The organism is Halomonas meridiana, assembly GCF_009846525.1.
Lineage (GTDB): Bacteria > Pseudomonadota > Gammaproteobacteria > Pseudomonadales > Halomonadaceae > Vreelandella.
In genome coordinates, this window is record NZ_CP024621.1 from 1,906,297 (window position 1) to 1,926,487 (window position 20,191).

General features: G+C 57.4%; 17 protein-coding genes. 10 read left to right on the forward strand and 7 right to left on the reverse strand.

The features are described from left to right. Window positions 1–20 precede the first annotated feature (20 nt). The 4 genes from CTT34_RS09175 to CTT34_RS09190 all read left to right on the forward strand — a co-directional run bounded on the left by CTT34_RS09175 (window position 21) and on the right by CTT34_RS09190 (window position 5,570). Window positions 21–3,218, forward strand: coding sequence for a type I restriction endonuclease subunit R (locus CTT34_RS09175; RefSeq protein WP_159342146.1), 3,198 nt, complete (start codon window positions 21–23; stop codon window positions 3,216–3,218). Between the two features lie 107 nt (window positions 3,219–3,325). Then, window positions 3,326–4,429 carry an AAA family ATPase gene (locus CTT34_RS09180; RefSeq protein ID WP_159342147.1) on the forward strand — a complete coding sequence of 368 codons (1,104 nt, stop codon included), beginning with the start codon at window positions 3,326–3,328 and terminating at the stop codon, window positions 4,427–4,429. After that, window positions 4,426–5,019: a DUF4276 family protein gene (locus CTT34_RS09185; protein WP_159342148.1), complete on the forward strand. Its 594-nt coding sequence runs from the start codon at window positions 4,426–4,428 to the stop codon at window positions 5,017–5,019. Before CTT34_RS09180 ends, CTT34_RS09185 begins: the two co-directional genes overlap by 4 nt. A gap of 74 nt (window positions 5,020–5,093) precedes the next feature. Continuing rightward, complete coding sequence (locus tag CTT34_RS09190) at window positions 5,094–5,570, forward strand: hypothetical protein (RefSeq protein ID WP_159342149.1); 477 nt, start codon at window positions 5,094–5,096, stop codon at window positions 5,568–5,570. A gap of 49 nt (window positions 5,571–5,619) precedes the next feature. Here CTT34_RS09190 and CTT34_RS09195 read toward each other — a convergent pair whose 3' ends face one another. Both CTT34_RS09195 and CTT34_RS09200 read right to left on the reverse strand, forming a co-directional pair. Next, a complete protein-coding gene (locus CTT34_RS09195; protein WP_159342151.1) occupies window positions 5,620–6,810 on the reverse strand; it encodes a tyrosine-type recombinase/integrase in 1,191 nt (396 codons plus the stop codon). Window positions 6,811–7,270: 460 nt separating this feature from the next. Beyond that, window positions 7,271–8,158 (reverse strand): LysR family transcriptional regulator, encoded by an 888-nt coding sequence (locus CTT34_RS09200; protein WP_159342153.1) that lies wholly within the window; start codon window positions 8,156–8,158, stop codon window positions 7,271–7,273. Between the two features lie 129 nt (window positions 8,159–8,287). On the opposite strand from CTT34_RS09200, the gene CTT34_RS09205 reads away from it, so the two are divergent. Continuing rightward, entirely contained in the window at window positions 8,288–9,883 is a 1,596-nt protein-coding gene (locus tag CTT34_RS09205) for an NADH-quinone oxidoreductase subunit L (protein WP_159342155.1), read from the forward strand. Next, a complete protein-coding gene (locus tag CTT34_RS09210) occupies window positions 9,880–12,246 on the forward strand; it encodes a putative inorganic carbon transporter subunit DabA (protein ID WP_159342157.1) in 2,367 nt (788 codons plus the stop codon). Before CTT34_RS09205 ends, CTT34_RS09210 begins: the two co-directional genes overlap by 4 nt. On the opposite strand, the gene CTT34_RS09215 is transcribed toward CTT34_RS09210, so the two are convergent. Genes CTT34_RS09215 through CTT34_RS09225 form a run of 4 tightly spaced genes read right to left on the reverse strand, consistent with a single transcriptional unit; the run spans window position 12,243 to window position 16,529 of the window. Next, window positions 12,243–13,394 carry a lipocalin-like domain-containing protein gene (locus tag CTT34_RS09215; RefSeq protein ID WP_254436471.1) on the reverse strand — a complete coding sequence of 384 codons (1,152 nt, stop codon included), beginning with the start codon at window positions 13,392–13,394 and terminating at the stop codon, window positions 12,243–12,245. The two genes, CTT34_RS09210 and CTT34_RS09215, sit on opposite strands and share 4 nt — an antisense overlap. Next, window positions 13,391–15,214: an ABC transporter permease gene (locus tag CTT34_RS09220; RefSeq protein WP_254436472.1), complete on the reverse strand. Its 1,824-nt coding sequence runs from the start codon at window positions 15,212–15,214 to the stop codon at window positions 13,391–13,393. Before CTT34_RS09220 ends, CTT34_RS09215 begins: the two co-directional genes overlap by 4 nt. Beyond that, window positions 15,211–15,867 carry a hypothetical protein gene (locus tag CTT34_RS18450; RefSeq protein ID WP_254436473.1) on the reverse strand — a complete coding sequence of 219 codons (657 nt, stop codon included), beginning with the start codon at window positions 15,865–15,867 and terminating at the stop codon, window positions 15,211–15,213. The genes CTT34_RS09220 and CTT34_RS18450 overlap by 4 nt, the downstream gene beginning before the upstream one ends. Beyond that, the gene (locus CTT34_RS09225) at window positions 15,864–16,529 is read right to left on the reverse strand and encodes an ABC transporter ATP-binding protein (RefSeq protein ID WP_159342159.1); all 666 of its coding nucleotides are present in this window, start codon (window positions 16,527–16,529) and stop codon (window positions 15,864–15,866) included. The genes CTT34_RS18450 and CTT34_RS09225 overlap by 4 nt, the downstream gene beginning before the upstream one ends. A 129-nt stretch (window positions 16,530–16,658) precedes the next feature. On the opposite strand from CTT34_RS09225, the gene CTT34_RS09230 reads away from it, so the two are divergent. The 4 genes from CTT34_RS09230 to CTT34_RS18260 all read left to right on the forward strand — a co-directional run bounded on the left by CTT34_RS09230 (window position 16,659) and on the right by CTT34_RS18260 (window position 19,256). Further along, window positions 16,659–16,844, forward strand: coding sequence for a hypothetical protein (locus tag CTT34_RS09230; RefSeq protein ID WP_159342161.1), 186 nt, complete (start codon window positions 16,659–16,661; stop codon window positions 16,842–16,844). An 81-nt stretch (window positions 16,845–16,925) separates the two neighbouring features. Then, window positions 16,926–17,960, forward strand: coding sequence for a hydrolase (locus CTT34_RS09235; RefSeq protein ID WP_159342163.1), 1,035 nt, complete (start codon window positions 16,926–16,928; stop codon window positions 17,958–17,960). Between the two features lie 20 nt (window positions 17,961–17,980). Then, window positions 17,981–18,982 (forward strand): aldo/keto reductase, encoded by a 1,002-nt coding sequence (locus CTT34_RS09240; RefSeq protein WP_159342164.1) that lies wholly within the window; start codon window positions 17,981–17,983, stop codon window positions 18,980–18,982. A 103-nt stretch (window positions 18,983–19,085) separates the two neighbouring features. Continuing rightward, window positions 19,086–19,256 (forward strand): hypothetical protein, encoded by a 171-nt coding sequence (locus CTT34_RS18260; protein WP_167520877.1) that lies wholly within the window; start codon window positions 19,086–19,088, stop codon window positions 19,254–19,256. A gap of 90 nt (window positions 19,257–19,346) precedes the next feature. On the opposite strand, the gene CTT34_RS09245 is transcribed toward CTT34_RS18260, so the two are convergent. Continuing rightward, window positions 19,347–20,123, reverse strand: coding sequence for a dienelactone hydrolase family protein (locus CTT34_RS09245; protein ID WP_159342166.1), 777 nt, complete (start codon window positions 20,121–20,123; stop codon window positions 19,347–19,349). Window positions 20,124–20,191 lie beyond the last annotated feature (68 nt).

Below are 20,191 nucleotides of genomic sequence, written 5' to 3' on the forward strand. Positions count from 1 at the left end.
TTAACTACTAAGGATTTTCAATGGCAGACAGCAGGGAAGCGCAGTTCCAACAAGACATCATCGACGCCATGGCTGCTAGTGGTTGGGCAGTGGGTACTGCCAGCGGATATGAGCGCACCTCAGCACTTTATACCGAAGACCTGCTGGGGTATGTGCAGGAGGCTTGGCCCGAGCGTTGGGAAAAGTTCTGCAAGGCTAACCCGCAATCGTCTGAAACGGTGTTTGTGCAGAAGGTAGTACGCGAGCTGGAGAGGGCAGGCACTTTAGAGGTGCTGCGCCATGGTTTTAAAGTGCCGGGCGTGGCATTCGACCTGTGCAGCTTTAAACCCGACCATGCCATGAATCCTGAAGCGCTTTCCCGCTACCGTGCCAACCGCCTGCGCGTGGTGCCGGAAGTTTCTTATTCACACCATGCGCGTGAAAAAGGGAACGGTGGTCAGAGCTACAACCCACGTTTAGACCTGGTGTTGTTTGTAAACGGTATCCCTACCGCCACCTTAGAGCTGAAAAGCGAATTCAAGCAGTCGGTGGAAAACGCCAAGCGCCAATACCGCAACGATCGCCCGCTAAAAGATCCTGTCACCCGCAAGGTTGAGCCGCTGCTGGCGTTTAAGCGCGGCGCGCTGGTGCATTTTGCGGTTAGCCAAGCGGAAGTAGCCATGACTACGAAGCTGGCGGGGAAAGAGACGTTCTTTTTGCCGTTTAACCTGGGCAGCGAAGGCGGCGGTGCTGGCAACCCGCCACCAGAAGATGACAATAGCTACGCCACAAGCTACTTGTGGGAGCGTGTGCTATTGCCGGATGCTTGGCTGAAGATTCTAGGGCGCTTTTTACACCTGGAGCAGAAAACCACCGAAGACTTTCACGGTCGGCGCAAAACGAAAGAAACGCTGATTTTTCCGCGCTACCACCAATGGGAAGTGGTTAATCAGCTGATTGAGGCCACCCAAGCCGAAGATGGCGGCCAGCGCTATCTAGTTCAGCACAGCGCGGGCTCGGGTAAGTCTAATTCCATTGCCTGGCTGGCCCACCAGCTCGCCAATCTGTATGACGAAAGCGGCCAGCAAAAGCGCTTCAACTCAGTGATTGTGGTGACTGACCGCACCGTGCTGGATAGCCAGCTGCAAAACACCATTTACCAGTTTGAACATGCCCATGGGGTGGTGTGTCCGATCACCCGCGATGTCGGCAACCAGAGCAAATCTGAACAGCTGGCGGAGGCGCTGGCGAGCAATACCCGCATCATCATCGTCACTATCCAGACCTTTCCTGCGCTGTTCGATGCGCTGGATAAGCGGCCCGCGCTTGCCGAAGGCCGCTATGCAGTGATTGCCGATGAAGCACACTCTTCACAGGCGGGCGATTCTGCGCGCAAGCTCAAGGCGCTGTTAGCTGCCGCTGGCGAGAGCGCGGGAGATGATGAGGAAATCAGTGCAGAAGCAATGCTGGATGCAGCCGTGTCCACTCGTCGCCCGAATGAGCGCATCAGCTACTACGCCTTTACCGCCACACCCAAGGCTAAGACACTAGAACTGTTTGGCTGTGTACCAGACCCAAGCTTGCAGCTAAGCGCGGACAACAAGCCTGAGCCATTTCATCTCTACTCAATGCGTCAGGCTATCGAGGAAGGCTTCATTCTGGATGTGCTGCGTAATTACGTCACCTACAGTACCGCCTGGAAACTGGCCCATTTAGAGGATGAAGAGCAGGAAGTAGACGCCAAAAAGGCCTCCCGCGCATTAGCCAAGTGGGTTCGCTTACATCCTTACAACATTGCCCAGCGCGTAGAGGTGATTGTTGAACACTTTCGCGCCAATGTGCGCCACTTGTTAGATGGCCAAGCCAAGGCCATGGTGGTCACCGCCAGCCGCCAAGAGGCAGTGCGCTACCAACTGGCGATGCGCCAGTATGTGGAAGCTCAAGGCTATCGCGACGTGCATCCCTTGGTGGCCTTTTCGGGCAGCGTACCGGCCGATGAGGTCATACCTGAAGAAGTAAGCGAAACCAGCAAGCTGCTAAACCCCAGCGTGCGTGGGCGTGATTTAGCGGCAGCGTTAGATACCGACGAGTTCAACGTGATGATTGCTGCCAACAAATACCAAACTGGCTTTGACCAGCCCAAGCTATGCGCCATGTACGTGGATAAGAAACTGCAGGGCGTGGACTGCGTGCAGACGCTCTCGCGGCTGAACCGCCTGTTTCCTGGCAAACAGACGTTTATTCTCGATTTCTTTAATGAGCCACAAGAAATCTTAGAGGCGTTTGCGCCGTACTACCGCAAAGCAACCTTGGCTGACGTTTCCGACCCGCAGGTGGTGTACGACCTCAAACGCACGCTGGATGCTAACGGCATTTATCACTGGCCCGAGGTGGAAGCGTTCGCAGCAGCGTTTTTTGACCCCAAAGCACCGGCCTCACGCTTAAGTTACTACTGCCAGCCTGCTCAAGATCGCTTCAAAAAGCGTTATGAAGTCACCGTAGAGCAGCAGCAGACGTGGAAGGAAGCCCGCTATCAAGCTGAGCAGCAGGGCGACGATAAAGGCATAAAGCGTGCCGAGCAGGAACTGGAAGACGCGGGCAAAACCCGCGATGAACTCGACCTGTTCCGTAAAAACCTGCAAAGCTTTGTACGCACCTATGAATTTCTAAGCCAGATTATTCACTTCGATGATGCTGAATTAGAACAGCTGTGCGTGTATGCCAAGCACCTGCATCCCTTGCTACGTATTGACCGGTTATTAATTGGCGACCCTATTGATGTCAGCGAGCTTGAGCTGGACAGCTACCGGCTGACCAAGCGCGCTGAGCAGCGCCTCTCGCTTGAAGAGGAGAGTGGCGATTACGGCTTGAAACCAATCTCAGATGTTGGCTCCGGCAAACCCCATGACCCCGAAACTCAACGCCTTAATGAGATTATCGAGCGCCTGAATGACCTCTACGGCGCAGATATTAGCGATGGCGATAAGCTGCATTTCGCCAACGGCATTGCTGACCGCATTGAACGTGATGATGCTGTCATGGCCCAGATCAACCACCATGACGAAACCCAAGTGATGCATGGGCTATTTCCCAAGCGCGTGACCGACGCCGTGTTAGACGCGATGAACGACCATGAAAAACTGAGTATGCCGCTGCTAGAAAACGAAGAAACCGGTAGGCAGTTTGCGCTGCTGATCTTGAAGCTGCTTACAGGTCGGCAGCTTGATGGGCGAATCTAGCGTATGATGATGAATTCAAACGTGATGGATTCATCACGATACTGCATAGATTTTACTGCCTGCGTAAGGTGGGTGATTTACATCTCATGGGCTGGAGGACACGGTGAATGGCTAAAGTTGGCTACCTCACGCACCTAGAAATTAATGGTTTTCGCTCTATCGAGTCTACCTCACTAGAGCTCAAGCCACTGAACGTGCTAATTGGCCCCAATGGTGCGGGGAAGTCGAACTTCATCAATTTTTTTCGCTTCATGAATAAGCTGCTTCAAAAAGATTTGCAGCTATATGTAGCGGAACAGGGCGGGGCGGATGCGCTGCTTCATTTTGGCCGAAAACAGACTCCCACACTTTCAACGTACTTGCGCTTTGATCCAAACAGCTATGGGGCAACCTTGATTCCATCGCAAGATGGGCGGCTAGTCTTTAAAGAGGAGTTTTGCGAGTTTTTTGCTGACACCATAGGCTTTTCAGGTGGCGACAAAAAAAAAGGGCTAGCTAAGCCTGGTGCTGACGAATCAGCATTGCCTGCCCCACAGGGAGCGACTATTGCAGGTAATGTGGCTAAGCACATTTCTGACTGGAAGGTGTATCACTTCCACGATACGAGCAGCAGTGCGCCTATGAAGCAGGCGGGAGAGCTGTTGGACAGTGACCGATTACGCGAGCAGGGTGAAAACTTAGCGGCTTTCCTTTATGACATTCAGACGCACAACCCGGATGTCTATAAGCGAATTGTATCTACGATCCAGCGGGTTGCGCCGTTTTTTCACGATTTCATACTGGCACCTGAACGGCATAACGACAGCAAAATTCGGCTGCGTTGGAAACATAAAGGCAGCGACGCTTACTTTGATGCCCATGCACTTTCAGACGGTACGCTACGGTTTATTTGCATGGCTACCTTACTGCTACAGCCCAGCCTGCCTTCCCTGATATTGCTAGATGAACCTGAGTTAGGTTTGCACCCGTATGCCATACAGCTATTGGGTTCCATGCTTAGGCTGGTTAGCCAATCAACTCAAATTATTATCTCTACGCAGTCAGTCTCGTTGGCTAATGAGTTTGGCGCTGACGATGTGGTCGTTGTGGAGCATCACGAAAATCGATCGACTTTTAAACGATTAGATGCGGGCGCGCTAGAAGCGTGGCTTGATGACTACCGTCTAGGAGACCTCTGGGAGAAAAATCTGCTGGGAGGTACGCCAGCATGATTCGGTTGGGTATTAGTGTGGAAGGGGCAACGGAACGTGAGTTTGTGACGCGGGTATTGGCACCTGTATTGGCATATAGCAAAGTGTTTGCGTATCCCATCGATATGCATGGACGTGTTTCGCTTGAGCGAGTGGAAAAAGAGCTTAGCAAGCTGCTTGCGATGTTCGATCATGTGACTACGTTTTATGATTTCTACGGATTCCATAAACGACCAGAAGGAAGTGTCGATGCGTTAGAGGCAGCGATCAATGATTTGGTGCCAGCCGACAAACGTCATAGATTCACACCATACGTTCAGCAGTATGAATTTGAAGCGCTGGTACTCGCAGTGCCTGACCGTGCGGAAAGTGTCATTGGCATCAATGGCCTGGGGGATAAGATTCGTCAGATAGTTGATCGGTGTGGTGGGGCTGAACAAGTCAACGATGGTTATGACACCTGCCCCTCTCGGCGTATTAAAGCGATTGCCCCTCAGTATGATAAAAAATTCCATGGTCCAGTGACGTTAGAAGATGGTTTGCAAGAAGCGAGGGCAGCTTGCCCCCGCTTTGATGCTTGGCTGACTGCTATAGAACAGCTCAAAAAATAAAAGTATGGTTAAATAAAATTTAATTCTGGCCGATAGTTTCATTGCAGCATTCAAAAGCTAAAAAAGGAATTGCAATGAAATTATCAACTGCTTTATCAGTTTCTTGCGTGATTGGGTTGGTGGCTGTGCCTGTTACTGCCAATGCCTACTTTGGTGAGCCTGGTACCTGGGCAAGTGGTTGGGGTCAAGGAACGGCAGAATATATGGCGGTAAGCTCTGACGGCTCTGCTGAGTTGTACATTGCATGTAATGATGAAAACCCAGTCAGCATGACTCTGACTATTGACGGTATCGCTTATGGGAATGATCGTCAGGGTGAGTTCAATCTTGTACTAGATGGTTATGAAATATCCAATCCACATTTCACTAATTCACGCGCGCACGCTGAAGGGTTCCTATATGCTTGGGAACGCATGCGCAAAGCCACAAGTATTATTGCTGTGACAGATGATGGTAAGCGTGTGGAGCTTCCAAGTCGTGGCTCTGCGGCAGCACTGCCAAGTGTTGACTCTCCCGCGATGGGCTGTAAAACACAATTCTACTCGTTCTGAAGGATTTTAGGCGCTGTACCAAGCAGCGCCTAATTGTGACAGTTGTTCCTTAAATGATGTAATCCGCCCATTCCTGCATCATTGCTCTACGCTTTTCAAACAGGTCTCCACGTCGATAGGCGGCTTCCACTTTGTTTTCAATGGCATGTGCTAACGCCATTTCAGCTACATCCCTAGGATAGCTCGTTACCTCGCCTGTCCAATCCCTAAAGCTTGAGCGGAAGCCGTGGGGTACATAATTGCCTTTTTCACCACTAGGCCCGTAACCAAGCCCGCGCATAAATTGCAGAAGCGACATATTGGATAGCGGTCGACCCGCTTTCATACCTGGAAAAATAAAGCTATTGCCTCTCACGCGAGGGAGGCTCAACAACAGATCCAGTGCCTGCTTAGATAGTGGCACCCTGTGCTCACGATTCGCTTTCATACGTGTGGCGGGTATCTGCCAAGTTGATTTTGCTATGTCGATTTCATGCCACTCAGCATTGAGTACTTCTGACGTGCGAGTAGCGGTCAATATGAGGAACTGCAGCGCCTTAGAAGACATGCTGCTGTAATGCTGGATTGATCTCATAAACTCCGCTACTTGCTCGTAAGGCATAGCAGGGTGGTGATTCACCTTTTGAACCCTCGAAGGCTTAGCTAGGAGTTTGTCGAGATGGCCACGCCAGCGGGCAGGGTTAACCGGGTCGCGATATTCATGTGCTGCTGCGAAGTCTAATACGTTTTCAATACGCCCTTGTACACGCTTAGCGGTCTCGTTTTTGGCCGTCCAGATAGGCGTTAAAATCTTCAATATATCATGCGTGGTGACCTCCTCTACTGGAAGGTTGCCTATTACCGGGCGCACGTATGTTTTTAGCGTACTTACCCACTGGCGCGCATGCTTTGCGTTTCGCCAACTGCGACGGTGAGACTGAATGTAGCGCGCTGCACAATGAGTGAACGTTACAGGCCCCGCTTCAGTATCAGCTTTCTGTTCACGTGCTGACAGCGGGTCGATGCCTTGCTTGACGAGCTTACGTTGCTCAGAAGCTAAATCCCTTGCCTCTGATAGCGATATGTCGACGTAACTACCAAGCCCCATGTCACGTAACTTGCTATTCCAGCGAAAGCGATAAATCCAGCTTGCACCACCACCTTTACCAATTTTGAGGTACAAGCCATCCCCATCATTGGTCATGCCAGGATTTGACTCCCTGACCAGTTTTTGAACGCCTTTTGTCGTCAGTTTGCCCATAGCCGCTATCCCCGAAGTAGGTTTTTAGCGTACCATATCCCAGCCCATACACCAGCCCATACTTGAGCTCTGTTTTACGTTGTATGTGAGTGGATGGGGTTGGACTGTATTGACTATTTTTTTATTTTAAATCAGTAGCTTGCTGGATTGTGGTGGATGTTGTGGGATGTGTAGTATACGGACTGTCCCTCCGCCACTTATCTCGAAAAGCCCCTGTAAATCAGGGGCTTTTTTCGTTTCTAGGCCCTGCGCTTCCTCCCTAGCAAGCCCTCTATAAAATGCACCGGTCTTTCACTGTGTCCAGATTGTGTCTGGGACTCCTGACCCAAAGAGCGCAGCAGCTCAAGGAAATGGGCCGCACGCTGACGGAGATAGACTTTCATTCCATTTATTCCCGTGGTAGCAAGAGTCGACGTATAGGATGGGCCCCAAGGGCTTCGTTTAAAAGCGATAATCGCTGCTAATCCAACAACGACTCGCCCGTGCGGGTAAGCAGTGCTTTCAGGCTAGGCGACTCGAACCGACGCTGAATAGTAATGGCGTAGAACTCCTCCCACACGCCGGGCAGTGCGCCGTAATCTTTCAGCGTACCGTTATGCAGCTCGTCGCGCACGACGACCGGCGGCATGACGGCGATGTGCTGGGTATCCCGCGCCAGCAGACGCATCATGGCCATGTCGTCCACTTCGGCAGCGATCTTGGGCGTGAGGCGGTAGTGGCCGCATAGCTGATCGAAAGCGTGACGCGTGGCGTTTTCCACTCCGGGCAGAATGAAGGCGTGCCCGTTCAACGCGCTGGGAAATACCGGCGGTGGCGTGAGGTGCGGTGTTGCGATCAAACTCACCGGCTGGCGCGCCAAACGCTGTGAGCGCCAAGGATGCTCACTGTCTCCGCGAACGGGCTGGTTCGAGAGCACGACATCAAGCTTATGGGCTGACAAACGCCTTAGCAGGTCGTCCAGCCCGCCGCTTTGTAATATCAAATCCAGATCGTCTCGGCCTAGCAGCGGCCGCACGAACCCCTCCTGAAAGTTTCGCGACAGCGTGGCGACGGCACCTACACGCACCACCTCGCGGTGGGCGTGGCCACCTTCGGCAAACAGTGCGCTAAGCTCCTCGCCTTGGGTGAAAATGGCTTCTGCGTAGTCGAACGCGAGCCTGCCCGCTTCAGAAAGATGCAGCTGACGCCCCTCACGGATGAACAGCGCCTGGCCCAGGCGCTCCTCCAACTGACGAATTTGTTGCGAAAGCGACGACTGCGACACGTGCAGCGCCTCGGCCGTGCGGGTCAGGTGGCCCGATTTTGCCACCTGCCAAAAGTAGTAAAGATGGTGGTAGTTAAGCTTCATGGCAGCGTCGTCTCGGTAGCGATTGGGCTCTTCGTTCTGTTTTAGTGAACGTTTTATCAGATATAAACTATTTTTTATATGGTGGCGAGAACGGCATAGTCCTTGGCATACGACCAAGGGAGAACGGTTATGCCACATGTCATCGAGATCGCAGTGTTGTCACTGCTGGCGCTCTGGTTATTGATTCCGGTATCGCTGCTGGTAATGGCGGGTGCCAGCGCTCGCGCCAGCTCGCCCGCATCGCTTCAGCGCGCGTGGAAAGTCGGCCGCGTACTCACCGCCAGTGCGCTAACGGCCAGCCTGGCCGTAGGCGGCCTGCTGGTGCTGGATGCGCTGGGTTTGCCCACCGGCCTGCCTGAAGCGGCTCAGCCGCTGGGGCTATACCCCGATGGTTTGGCCGTGTGGATGGCACTGCTCATCAGTTTATTAGGCACCGTCTTGCTGCGCTTTGCCGAAGGGTACTTGCAAGGTGACCGTGGTGAACGTCGCTTTTTACCCTGGTGCTTGGTCGTACTCGCCAGTGTCATGCTGCTGGTGTTCACCCACCACTTGGTCGTCATGCTGATCGCATGGGTGGGCGTGAGCGTGGCGCTCCATCATCTTTTGACGCTCTACCCCGAGCGTGTCGAAGCCCAGCGGGCGGCGTGGCAGAAATTCGTCGTAAGCCGCATTGGCGATGCCGCCTTAATCGCAGCAGTGGCGCTGCTGTATGCCCGTTTTGGCACGTTCGAACTCCCCGAACTGTTCGCAGCAGCGGCGGTGGCAAGCGGTGGCTGGCAATTGGAAGCAGCCTCGGTGGCGCTGGCAGTGGCGGCGCTGTGCAAGTGTGCCCAGGTGCCGATGCATGGCTGGCTGATTAAAGTGATGGAAGCGCCCACGCCGGTGTCTGCGCTGCTGCATGCTGGCGTGATCAACCTGGGTGGTTTCGTGTGGCTGCGCCTGTTTCCAGTCTTCGATGGCTTGACGTTGGGGCACTACCTGCTGATTGCCGTCGGTGGCTTTACGGCACTCGTGGCGGTGATGACGATGCTCACGCAAACGTCCGTCAAACACGCTCTGGCGTGGTCTACCTGTGCGCAAATGGGCTTCATGCTGTTTGAAATCGGCGTAGGCGCTTATACGCTGGCACTGGCACATTTGTTGGCGCACTCGCTCTACAAAGCGCACTCGTTCCTGGCGTCTGGCCGTACCGTTCGCGCGGCACGCTGCGAACGCTTGCCACTGGCCCCGCTGCGTCAGCGCCTCTCCCTTGCGCTACCCGCAGCAGCGTTGGCCGCGGTGCTGCTGGCCATCTTCCCGGTACTGGTGAGCCACAATCCACTGTTAGGCGCGCTATTGAGCTTGGCGGTTGGCAGTACGCTGCTGGGAATGCCGGTGGGCACGGCTAAACCCAAGCGTGTGGCGCTGTTTGCCATGGCGCTGGCACTGATACCGCTGTATGCCTTGCTGCACAGCGTGTTGGCGCCTGCGTTGCCGAGTGCGTACGCGCCTCTGACCCTCACAGCGGCCTTGTTGGGTACCTTGATGTTGGCAAGCCTCGTGCTCTCTGCCGGTGCCGTAACGCTCTTCCCTCAGGCAAGCTGTGTGGCGCGCTGGCGCGTTCACTTTAGCCAAGGCCTGTATCTGGCGCTGCCGTTCCAACGCGCGGTGGATGCGGTGGCACCCATTCGCCCCTGGTCGCGCCCAGCCTCCTTGGCGCCTGGTTTGAAAGGAGAGTGGTCATGAATCAGTCACCGGTGTCAGAAACCGCGATGTCTTCCGCCCAGCAAACGGCCCCTTACCATGATGCGGTAACACGAGCGACCGATGCCATCGCCCCGGTATGGCCGCTGGATCAGTGGATTGCGGTCAACCCGTGGTGGGGAGTGAAGCATCAGCCTATCGAGCGGGTAAGCCACGCACTGACCCGTCGCGCCGGGCAGCCGATGACCATGCCTGCCGAGTTCTATCGTCATGCCTGGGAAACGGGCCGAATCACGCGGCAAGATGTGCAGCAGGCGCTACGTCAGGGCGGATACGCCTACAGTGAGCAGAGCGTGATCGGTTATTTGACAGCGCCCCCAAAAATGACCGCTTCGCTGCATAGCGCCTGGGATCGTCTGGAGGGCCATACCGGGTTCGATCCGCTCGCGGAGAGCTGTGCCAGCTACTTCGATCAGCATCAGCAGCGCTGGTCGGCGCCTGCTGGAGAGTCGCTGTATCACTACTGGAAAAGTATGGCGCAGCACGATCTACGCTGGCCTAAGGCCTTGCGCCAAGCGATACACTCGCTGCCCGATGAGCCGAAGGCTGCAATCGAGCAGGTGGCGGTGGACTGGGCGCTTACGCCGGAAGCCTTCGAAGTGTTGACCCATACGCTCTTGCTGAGGGTGAATGGCTGGGCATCTTGGTGTCAGGGCATGGGTTGGCACAGCGCCCATCAGCAGGAGGCGGCCGGTATTCACCAACTGGCAGCGATGGCGCTGGCCTGGGAGTGGCTTGGTGTCAATCAACTCGCCAGTATTCAGCAGAGTGAATGGCTTGCCCAATGGCAAGCCGATGAGGCGTCCACGCCTACCCAGCATGAAGCGCTGTGGTGCTGGCAGCACGCGTACGAGCTGGGCTATCAGCGAGCATTGGCGGCTTCGTTGGCAGCTCCAAGTGCGACGCACGCCACCACACCCGACGTTCAAGCAGCGTTTTGTATCGACGTTCGCTCCGAGCGCTTCCGTCGACATTTAGAACACGCTGCTCCTACGGTCGCCACGCTGGGCGTGGCGGGATTTTTCGCCATGCCGGTAGCCGATGCGGCCACGGGGCCAGAGCGTGCTCAGCCCCGCGTGCCCGGTTTGTTGAAACCGACCTATCGCGTGGGCTCACCAGATCCGACAACCCGGGGCGTGCAGCGCTATCAAAAAGAGAGCCAACGGCAAAGCGTACGCCACGCCAAGTACGCGCCGCTCTCCACCTTTACACTGGTCGAGACCACCGGCATTGCCTGGGGCTGGAAGTTGATCAAAGACAGCCTGCGTAAGTCGGCATCGGTGCCGCAATGCGAGGCGCCTGCCGGATTGTTCCACACCTACGACGGTGAGCCGATTGCCCGCCATGAAAAGGTGGCGTTGGCCAAGAACCTGCTCACGCTGTTGGGCAACCCGAGCGCGTCGCTATTGGTGCTGGTGGGTCACGATTCACAAAGTGACAATAATCCGCACCATGCCGGGCTCACCTGCGGTGCCTGCGGCGGGCAGGGCGGTGGTATGAACGCCCGGGTCGCGGCTGCGTTATTGAACGACCGAGACGTTCAGCAATCGTTGCAGCAGGCGGGCGTCGCGCTGCCCACCCCGTTCTTTGCGCTGGCGGCAACGCATTGCACGCTGACCGATCGGGTGCATGTTTACCGGGATGATCAAATGCCCAAGGCGCTGGAAAGCGCGTTGACCGCTTTCGAAAACGGCGCGCAGCGCGCTGGGGAGGCGACTCGGTTAGAGCGCGCACCTGATTTGGGCGTCAAAAGTGAGAATGCGATCGATCGTTTGAAGGCCTTGGCCATGCGCGGTGCAGACTGGTCTCAGCCGCGGCCAGAATGGGGATTGGTCAATAACGCCGCGCTGGTGTTAGCCCCTAGGTCGCGCACGCAAGGCAAAGTGCTGGATGGCCGGGTCTTCCTGCATGAGTACCACCCCGACCAAGATCCGGAAGGCAACGTGCTAGAAGGGTTGATGATGGCGCCGATGCTGGTCGCCAGCTGGATCAATCTGCAATATTACGCATCCACCGTGGTGCCAGGACTTTACGGCGCGGGCAACAAGCTGCTGCACTCGGTCGTGGGAGGCCATGTGGGCGTCATTGAAGGTAACTCTCCTCAACTCCGCATTGGGTTACCGGAGCAGTCGCTGCGCGATGGCGACAAGCTTCATCACGAGCCGCTGCGTTTGACCGTGGTGATCGACGCACCCAGAGAGCGCATCGAGGCGATCATCGAGCGTCAGCCAGTGGTAGCGGATTTGATTCACCATCGTTGGCTGTGGCTGACGCGGCTGGGGGAAAGTGGTTTGGAGCGCTATTCACCCGTAGGGTGGCAGCCCATCCTAGAGGAGTACGATTAGTCGTTTACCTCGTAGCCGGTCATTTCGAGATAGCCCACCCCCAGAGCCTCTTGTGTGACGGTGTCTCGCACCGTCACGTCGCCTTCCCAGTAGGGCACGGTGGTGGGCATCCAACGATTAGGGTGGCGGGCCTCGATGGTGAGGTCCAAGCCCGCGTCAGGCAGCATTAGCTGCCACGTGGTTGGAATATCCCGCCGTGCCACGCGCTGAATCTCAAGGGGTGTCAGGACAACGCCGTCGGTCCCTCGTTGCTGGGTCGTGCCCCGTGCGTCCATGAGGTGGGTGAACAGGTAGACCCCGCCGTCCTCACCGCCGCCACGCAGCCGATACGCCATCAGCTTGCGTCCGTCGTTCAAATGCAGTGAAAACCAGTCCCAGCCGGTCTGCTCGGCGGTCAGCAGTTGGCTGCTCCACTCTCGGTCTAGCCAGCCCCTTCCCGTCACGGCTTTTTGCTCGCCGTGGAGCGTGACGCTTCCTTCGATACGTAAATAGGGCTGTGAGTAGTAGCGCGATCCCTGGCCTTGAACGGTTTTTGCGTTGAAACCATTGTCGCCGTGCCACACCAGTGGCCCGTCTGCGGTCAGAGAAAGCTCGTAGCCAAAGCGCTCCTCGCCGTCACCACTGTAGGCGCGAAGGGTGAACCGTTCGAAATTGTCGCTACCGGGGCTTTGAAGGTCCCAATCGTCGATCCACGCATGAAAGGGGAAGGCCGTGACCCCCGCTTGCCCCGGTGGCTGCTGGCTGTGGCTACGGGCAAACCGCTCGGCCGCAAGGTGAGTTTCCCCTTCTGAGAGCCCTAAGTGCGCCATCCATACTTGGTCGCTGGCCCAGGGAGCAGGTGCTGGGCGTTCATCCGGTGGCATGAGCGCTTGACGAAACAGCGTCCATTGAAGCCCCAGCGGCTGGCCAGCACTGTCTTCCAGGTTGGCAGTGAGGTACCACCACTCGATGCGGTAATCGGGATGGGGGCCGTGATCGGTTGGAAAGGTTAGCGGCACGTCGGCGCTGGCCTGGGCGTAGCCCTCCGCCTGTGCCCCGAGCCCGGCGAAGCCCTCTTGCGATGGCGTAGTGCGTGGCTCGTCGCTGCATCCCGTTAAGATGCCGACTAGCCACCCGACGAGCATGGCGCGTTTCGCGTATCGCTTCATGTGTTTCCCTCACTCAGCAAAGCGCTTGGCCTGCTGCGCCACAGCCGCCAGCAAGGCAGAGCGGCTGCCAACAGGGCGACACCGACGGCGGTGATCATTAGGGTGGCGATCTCGCTGGGAAACAGCTGAAGCGGTAACCGCCAACCAAACGCTGCCACGTTGATGACGGCGACCAGCAGCCAGGTAATCGCGATGCCTAGCGGCAGGGCAAACAGCCCGGTTAACAAGGCGAGTCCGCCGAGCTGGATCAGCGGAACAGCGACCAACGTTTTGCGTGGCACCCCCAGCGCCCAGAGCGTGGCGAGGTGGCGTTGGCGCTGCTGGGCTTGGGCTAATAGCGTGGTCAGCAGAGCCAAGGCAGCCACGCCCAGAGTGAGACCGTTTAGGGCGCGCGTGATGCTAAACGTGCGCTCGAAGATGGTCGTCGCTACCTGTTTGACCTCTTGCTGATCGACCAGCGCGTCACTGGAGAGGTTGAACCTCTCCATGAGCATACGACGAAACAGGGCGACGTCGGCGCCTTCTCGCAAAGCGACGCCCACGGTGGCCAACTCGCCTCCATAGCGTTGGGTCAGCGTGTCGACGGTCATGACGATCTGCGGTCGGGGATTTCCGTAGTCGGGATAAATTGCGGCGATAGTGGCTTCTTGGCTGCCCTGTGGACGAACGAGCGTCAGGGTGTCGCCGGGGGTGAGATCGTGTGCGAACGCCATCTGCTCGTTGATGAACACGCCGTCGCGTGTGAGCGCCTGCCACGCGGTGGTGTTGCCGCTTTGGGTCTCTGAGAGAGGCCAGTGCTCGGTCAGGCGCGGTACAGGCTGAATGCCGAAAAGCGGGATGCTGCCCGGTGGTACGTCCTGGCTGCCCGATGCTCTGCGAACATTCACTACCTCGGTACTGCCTCTCGCGGTGGGTAACAGCGCCAGCACGCTCTCTTGGTCGCGTAGCCAGTCGTTGAGAGGCCCCAGAGTAGCCGGGGCCGCGTTGATGTAGAGTGGCGCACTCAGCCGCTGGTCCAGCCACTCCAGGAAGGTCAGCCGAAAGCCACCGACCATACTGCTCACGCCAAGATTCGTTGCGAGGGCAATGAGCAGCGCCATCATCGCCAGTGATAGGCGAGGAAGCTGTAGCTGCATATCCGCCACCGCCCACTGTAGCAGCGCCACGCGGCGAAAGACGGCCTGCAAACCGCGTAAGATGGCATCGAGCAACGGGGGTAAACAGAGCGCACAGGTGAGCAGCAGCGCAGCGACGAGCGTGAAACTCAGCATCAAACCACTGCCGGTGGGGAGCCTGCTTAGCCACAGTGCCAACCCAAGCGTCGATAGCGTCGCTACCCCGCCCGCGATTCGCATGCGACGTAGCTGGCGCTGATAGGCACTGCGCAAGGCATGGGCATGCCCTAACGCGAGGACGTCGAGAGTTGCGGCGCGCCATAGCGTGCCACTCGCGGCCAGCAATAACCCTCCTAACGTTATGGCAACGCTCCCCAGCCAGTAGTGCCACGGTAAGCTCAGCGCGTGTTGTACCTCGGCGCGATAGAGCGAATTGAGCGTGCTGGCAACGTCTGGTAGGAATTTGCTCGCCAGCCACAGCCCACTGACCACGCCGGCGGCAGCCCCTAAGCCACCCAATATCAATAGCTCTATCAACATGGCCAGGGTGAGGCTGGCGGCCGGTACGCCCAGGGCACGAAGCGTGCGCATGGTCGACAATCGCTGCTCCATGGCCAAGCCCAGGGCGGCCTGCACGATGAACAAGCCTACGACCAGCGAGAGAAACGCCAGTGCGGTGAGATTGAGGTGGAAACTGTCGGTCAACTGCTCGGGGATGCCACACTGGCGGCCCGGGTCATCCGATAGCCGTTGGGCGGCCGCTCGATGGCATCGGGTTCGGTCACCAAGCGTAGCGTCGTCTGTTCCCCCATGAGCGCAGAGAGGGCGCCAATATCCATCACAAGCGTATCGGGCGGTAAGTCACTGCGCAGTTGAATCGGCGGCAGGGTGTAATCGCCAAGGGTGAGCCTCGTACCAGGGCCATCACCACGATTCAGCCCGAGGGAGGGCAACGTATCCGGGGCGAGCTGTGTTCGCCAAGGGGGTGTGATGAAGTCGATGAGCGAGCCGCTGCCTTCACCCGTGGGCAGCGTGAGGGGGTCGATACCCAGCAGCGTCAGCGATACTCCTTCATGGGGTATCGTGGCTTCCAACAGTGGGGAGACGGGTAGCCCAGCCCGGCGCAGAGCCAGGTAGTCATCCATGCGTAGCGGCTGACCATCCAAGCGGTCGAGCTGGTCGGTATCGGCGCTGAAGAGAGCGTTAGCGCGGGCATAACTCTCCTTTGCCGTGGCGTTAATCGCTTGAACGCTGCTCCATAGGGCGCTGGCGACCCACAGCCCCACCAGCAGCATCGCCAGTTGCGCAGGGTGGCGCGTGTAGTGGCTGAGTAGCGTGAGGAGGGCGCGTCCGATCATGAATGGGGATCCTGTAACTGCCCCCGGTGCAGGCGTAAGGTACGGTCCAGCGGAGCGGCAACGCGGGCGCTGTGCGTCACCATGAGCAGCGCACAGCGGGTTTCTTTGACCAGAGAGAGCAGCAACGTCAGGACGCCATCGGCGGTTTGCTCGTCTAAATTTCCGGTCGGTTCATCCGCCAGCAGTAACGCTGGGCGAACGGCGAGGGCCCGTCCGATCGCCAGCCGCTGCTGCTGGCCGCCGGAGAGCTGTTCGGGGAAGTGTGTTTCCCTACCGGTTAGCCCTAATCGATCGATCAGATGGTGGCTCCACGCGGGGTCTTCCCTGCCCGCCAGCCGTGCTTGCAGGCGTAGGTTATCGGCCACATTCAGGCTAGGCACCAAATGAAACTGCTGAAAGACTAATCCTAACTGCTGTCGCCGCACCCGGGCGCGCTCGGCTTCGTTGAGCTGGGAGAGAGGTTGGTCGTTGATGATGACTTGACCGGTATCCGGGGTATCCAATCCGGCGGCCAAATGCAGCAAGGTCGATTTGCCGCTACCGGATTCGCCCATCAATGCCAGGCTACTACCAGGAGTGAGAGTGACGCTCACGCCATCGAGTACCTGAAGTTTGCCCTGTGGCGTGTGAAAGGCTTTGCTAAGCTGGTGCAGGGCAAGCATCGGCGTCTCCTGAGCGTGGCTAGGCCTCACTATAGCAAAACCAACCAGCAGAGAGGCATCCCCACGCCTGACGGGGGCGATAACAGATGTGTTAACAACCTCCACCAAGCGGGCCAACGAGGAAAGCACATGGAAAGGATTTACGCGTGGGATCATCGACACGAGCAGGTGGTGTATCGCATTCCTGGGCATACTCACAAGGATGGTCGAGAAGATAGTGATCTCTCACCGGTCTGGTTGCCGGCATCGCCCGACGAGTTACCTGAGGGCGTAGCCATCGACGATTTGCGCAAGGTCGATGTGAAAGAGGAGTGAGAGGTGCAAGCGCCTCAGGCACTGCGTTTTGATAAAAGTTTGCTAAGCTAGCCTGCGATTTTCTTGGCGGGTACTCTTGGCATGCGCTTTTCAGACGTCCCTTTTCGACCGACGCGTTGGTTGCCCGGTGGGCACTTGCAAACGCTCTTTAGCCCACTGTTTCGTGCGAAGCCCTCCCTTGAGCGTCAACGTGAGCGGCTGACGCTAGACGATGGCGACTTCATCGATGTGGATTGGTACGGCCCCAAGGGGGACACGACGCGTTGCGCCGTTTTACTGCATGGCCTGACCGGCAGTTCTAATTCACTCTACATCCTTGGCCAACAGCGGGCGCTGGCGGCGCAGGGGTGGCAGAGCGTGGCGGTCAACTGGCGGGGGTGTTCCGGCGAACCCAATCATCGGGCGCGGGGCTATCATTCCGGCGCCAGTGAAGACCTTGCAGATATTCTCAAGCAGCTGGCCTCGCGCTACCCGCACAAGCCCCTGGTGGCCGTGGGTTACTCCTTGGGCGGTAACGTACTGATGAAATATCTCGGGGAGACGGGGCAACACAGCCCGCTGCAGGCAGCGGTCGCGGTGTCGGTGCCGTTTCGTCTGGATCACTGTGCCGACCGTATTAGTCAGGGGTTCTCGAGGGTGTATCAGGCGCGTTTTCTGCGTGACTTGCGCCACTATGTCGAATCCAAACAGCGCGCCTTTCAAGCACATGGCCGTGCTGACGAGCTTGCGCGGCTGACGTCGCTGGAAACACTGGACGGCATGAAGTCGTTCTGGGATTTCGATGGGCGTGTCACGGCCCCTTTGCACGGCTTTGCCAATGCCGATGAGTATTACCAGCGCAGCAGTAGTGCTTTCTTCGTGCCCGCCATTCAGGTTCCAACGCTCATCGTCCATGCCAAGGACGACCCTTTTATTTACCCCCACAGCGTGCCAACAGCCGATGCGTTACCGGACTGCGTGACGCTGGAGCTTTGGGAAAGCGGCGGGCATGTCGGGTTTATCGAAGGCGCTCCCTGGCGGCCCCGCTATTATCTCGAGTATCGTTTGCCCGCTTGGTTGGGCGAGCAGGTGACCCCGACGGCGTTGGCGCACTCCGCGCAGGCGATAGCGTCGTAACCATGGTTGAGAGGTGTTGTATGTCTGGGTTCTATGAACGTTTGAAGGAAGTCGACTCGCCGCGTATCGGGCTCGGCTGTATGAATTTATCCCATGGCTACGGACACATCGTGCCCGAAGATGCGGGTATACGCGCGCTAAACGATGCCTTCGAGATGGGCTATCGGCATTTCGATACGGCCACGCTGTACGGAGGGACGGCGAATGAACGCTTGCTGGGCAAGGCGCTCGCTTCCAAGCGCCAGGCACTTTTACTGGCCAGTAAGTGCGGCATGGCCATGGACCCAGAGAGCGGCAAACGCGTGATCGACGGGCGCCCTGAGACCCTCAAGCGCCAGTGCGAAGAGAGTCTTACGCGCCTGAAGACCGATCATCTGGATCTTTACTACCTGCACCGCATGGACCGTCAAGTTCCTATCCAGGAGAGCGTGGGAGCACTTGGGCGGCTGGTAGAGGAGGGCAAGGTGCGTGCCGTGGGCCTATCAGAAATTTCGGCCGATACCCTGCGTCAGGCGCATGCCGAGTACCCGATTGCGGCTGTGCAGTCGGAATACTCGCTATGGACGCGCAATCCCGAAATTGCCCTTAGTCAAGCATGCCAAGCGTTAGGAACGGCACTGGTCGCGTTTAGCCCGCTCGGGCGCGGCTTTTTGTCCGGTGCGATTCATGCCGCTACTGCGTTTGCAGAGGGGGACATGCGAGCGGGAATGCCGCGCTTCCAGAGTGAAAACCTTCGCCATAACCTGACGCTGCTGGCGCAGTTCCGGTCGGTAGCGCAGCGTTTGGAGATCACGCCAGCCCAACTGGCGCTGGCTTGGGTAAAGGCGCAGGGCAGCCATGTGATTCCGATTCCCGGGACACGCTCCGCCGCGCATATGCGTGAAAATCTCCAGGCCGAGCAGGTCGTACTGAGCGCGCCGGACGTAGCCCTGCTGAACGATATGATGCGTCCCCATGAGGTGGCCGGTGCCCGCTACAATGAGGCCCAGCAGGCGGATATCGACACTGAGGAGTTCGTCTAGCAGGACAGGCCGTTTATTTTGAGCGCTGCGTTGCTTTCTGGTAGCCCTGCGCTACTATTCGAGACATTCAGGCGAGCGTTTCGCCTGTCAAAGGAACGTGATCATGTTAAAAGGTTTAATCATCTGTTTTGCGGTGCTGTTTGCTCAGTTGACCGTGCTGAACATCATCGATGCCCGGCTCTACAATGCTCAGGATGCTCGCCAAGTCACCTCGACGGTCGCCACCCCGCACAAAGATGAGGATGAGGACGACACCGAAGCCCCGCCACTGTAAGCGCTACGTGTCATAAAGGATGTGCCTGTGGGCAACGAAAAAGGGTAGCGTCGGCTACCCTTTTCGATACAGGCTCCGTCTGCCGTGTGGTTACAACATCTCTTCGAGCCACTGATTGAAAGTGGCCCAGGATTGCTCATCGGCACGCTGGTGGTAACGGTCGCTGCCAAAGACACTGAACGCGTGCGGCGCACCCGAATAGATGCCGACTTCATAAGTCACTCCCGCCGCTTCCAGCTCTTCTGCCAACGTCGCCACAGCGTCTAGGCTGACGGCCTCATCGGCACCGCCGTGAGCAATGAAGATGGGAGGTGTATCGCTGGAGTAGGACTGGCCTTCGGGTGTGTCCAGCCCGCCATGGAAGCTCGTATAGGCGGCAACGTCGCTGGCTTCCCCAGAACGAGCGATCTCTAACGCGACCGTCCCGCCAAAACAGTAGCCCATGATGACCGTCTCGGTAGCGGCTCCCGATGCTCGGGCTTGCTCCAGCCCAGCCAGCGTGAGCGTACGCATGCGGTCGCGGTCCTGGTAAAGCGCTTGCGTAGCGGCTTGCTTGTCTTCGACGGCTTGTGGGCGATTGCCTGCACCAAACAGGTCGACAGCAAACGCATCGTACCCTTGCTCTGCCAGCATATCGGCGCGCTGGCGCTCGTAGTCATCCACGCCGTCCCAATCGTGGACGATGATGACGCTGCCTTTGGCATTGTCGCCCCCGGAGACGAAGTAACCCTCGAAGCGCTCGCCGTTCACTTCGTAGGAAATATCGTCACCGCTGGGTGTGAAACCGTAAGCCGCCGTTGAAAGGGCTAGTGTAGAGAAGGTAAAAATACTCACACGAGAGAGTAAGGTAGGGATCTTATGATGCATGGCTCTGTCCAAGTCGTTGTGGAAGTTAAAGCATAGTCAACTTGTCTGTAGGAGGAGCACAAACGCAT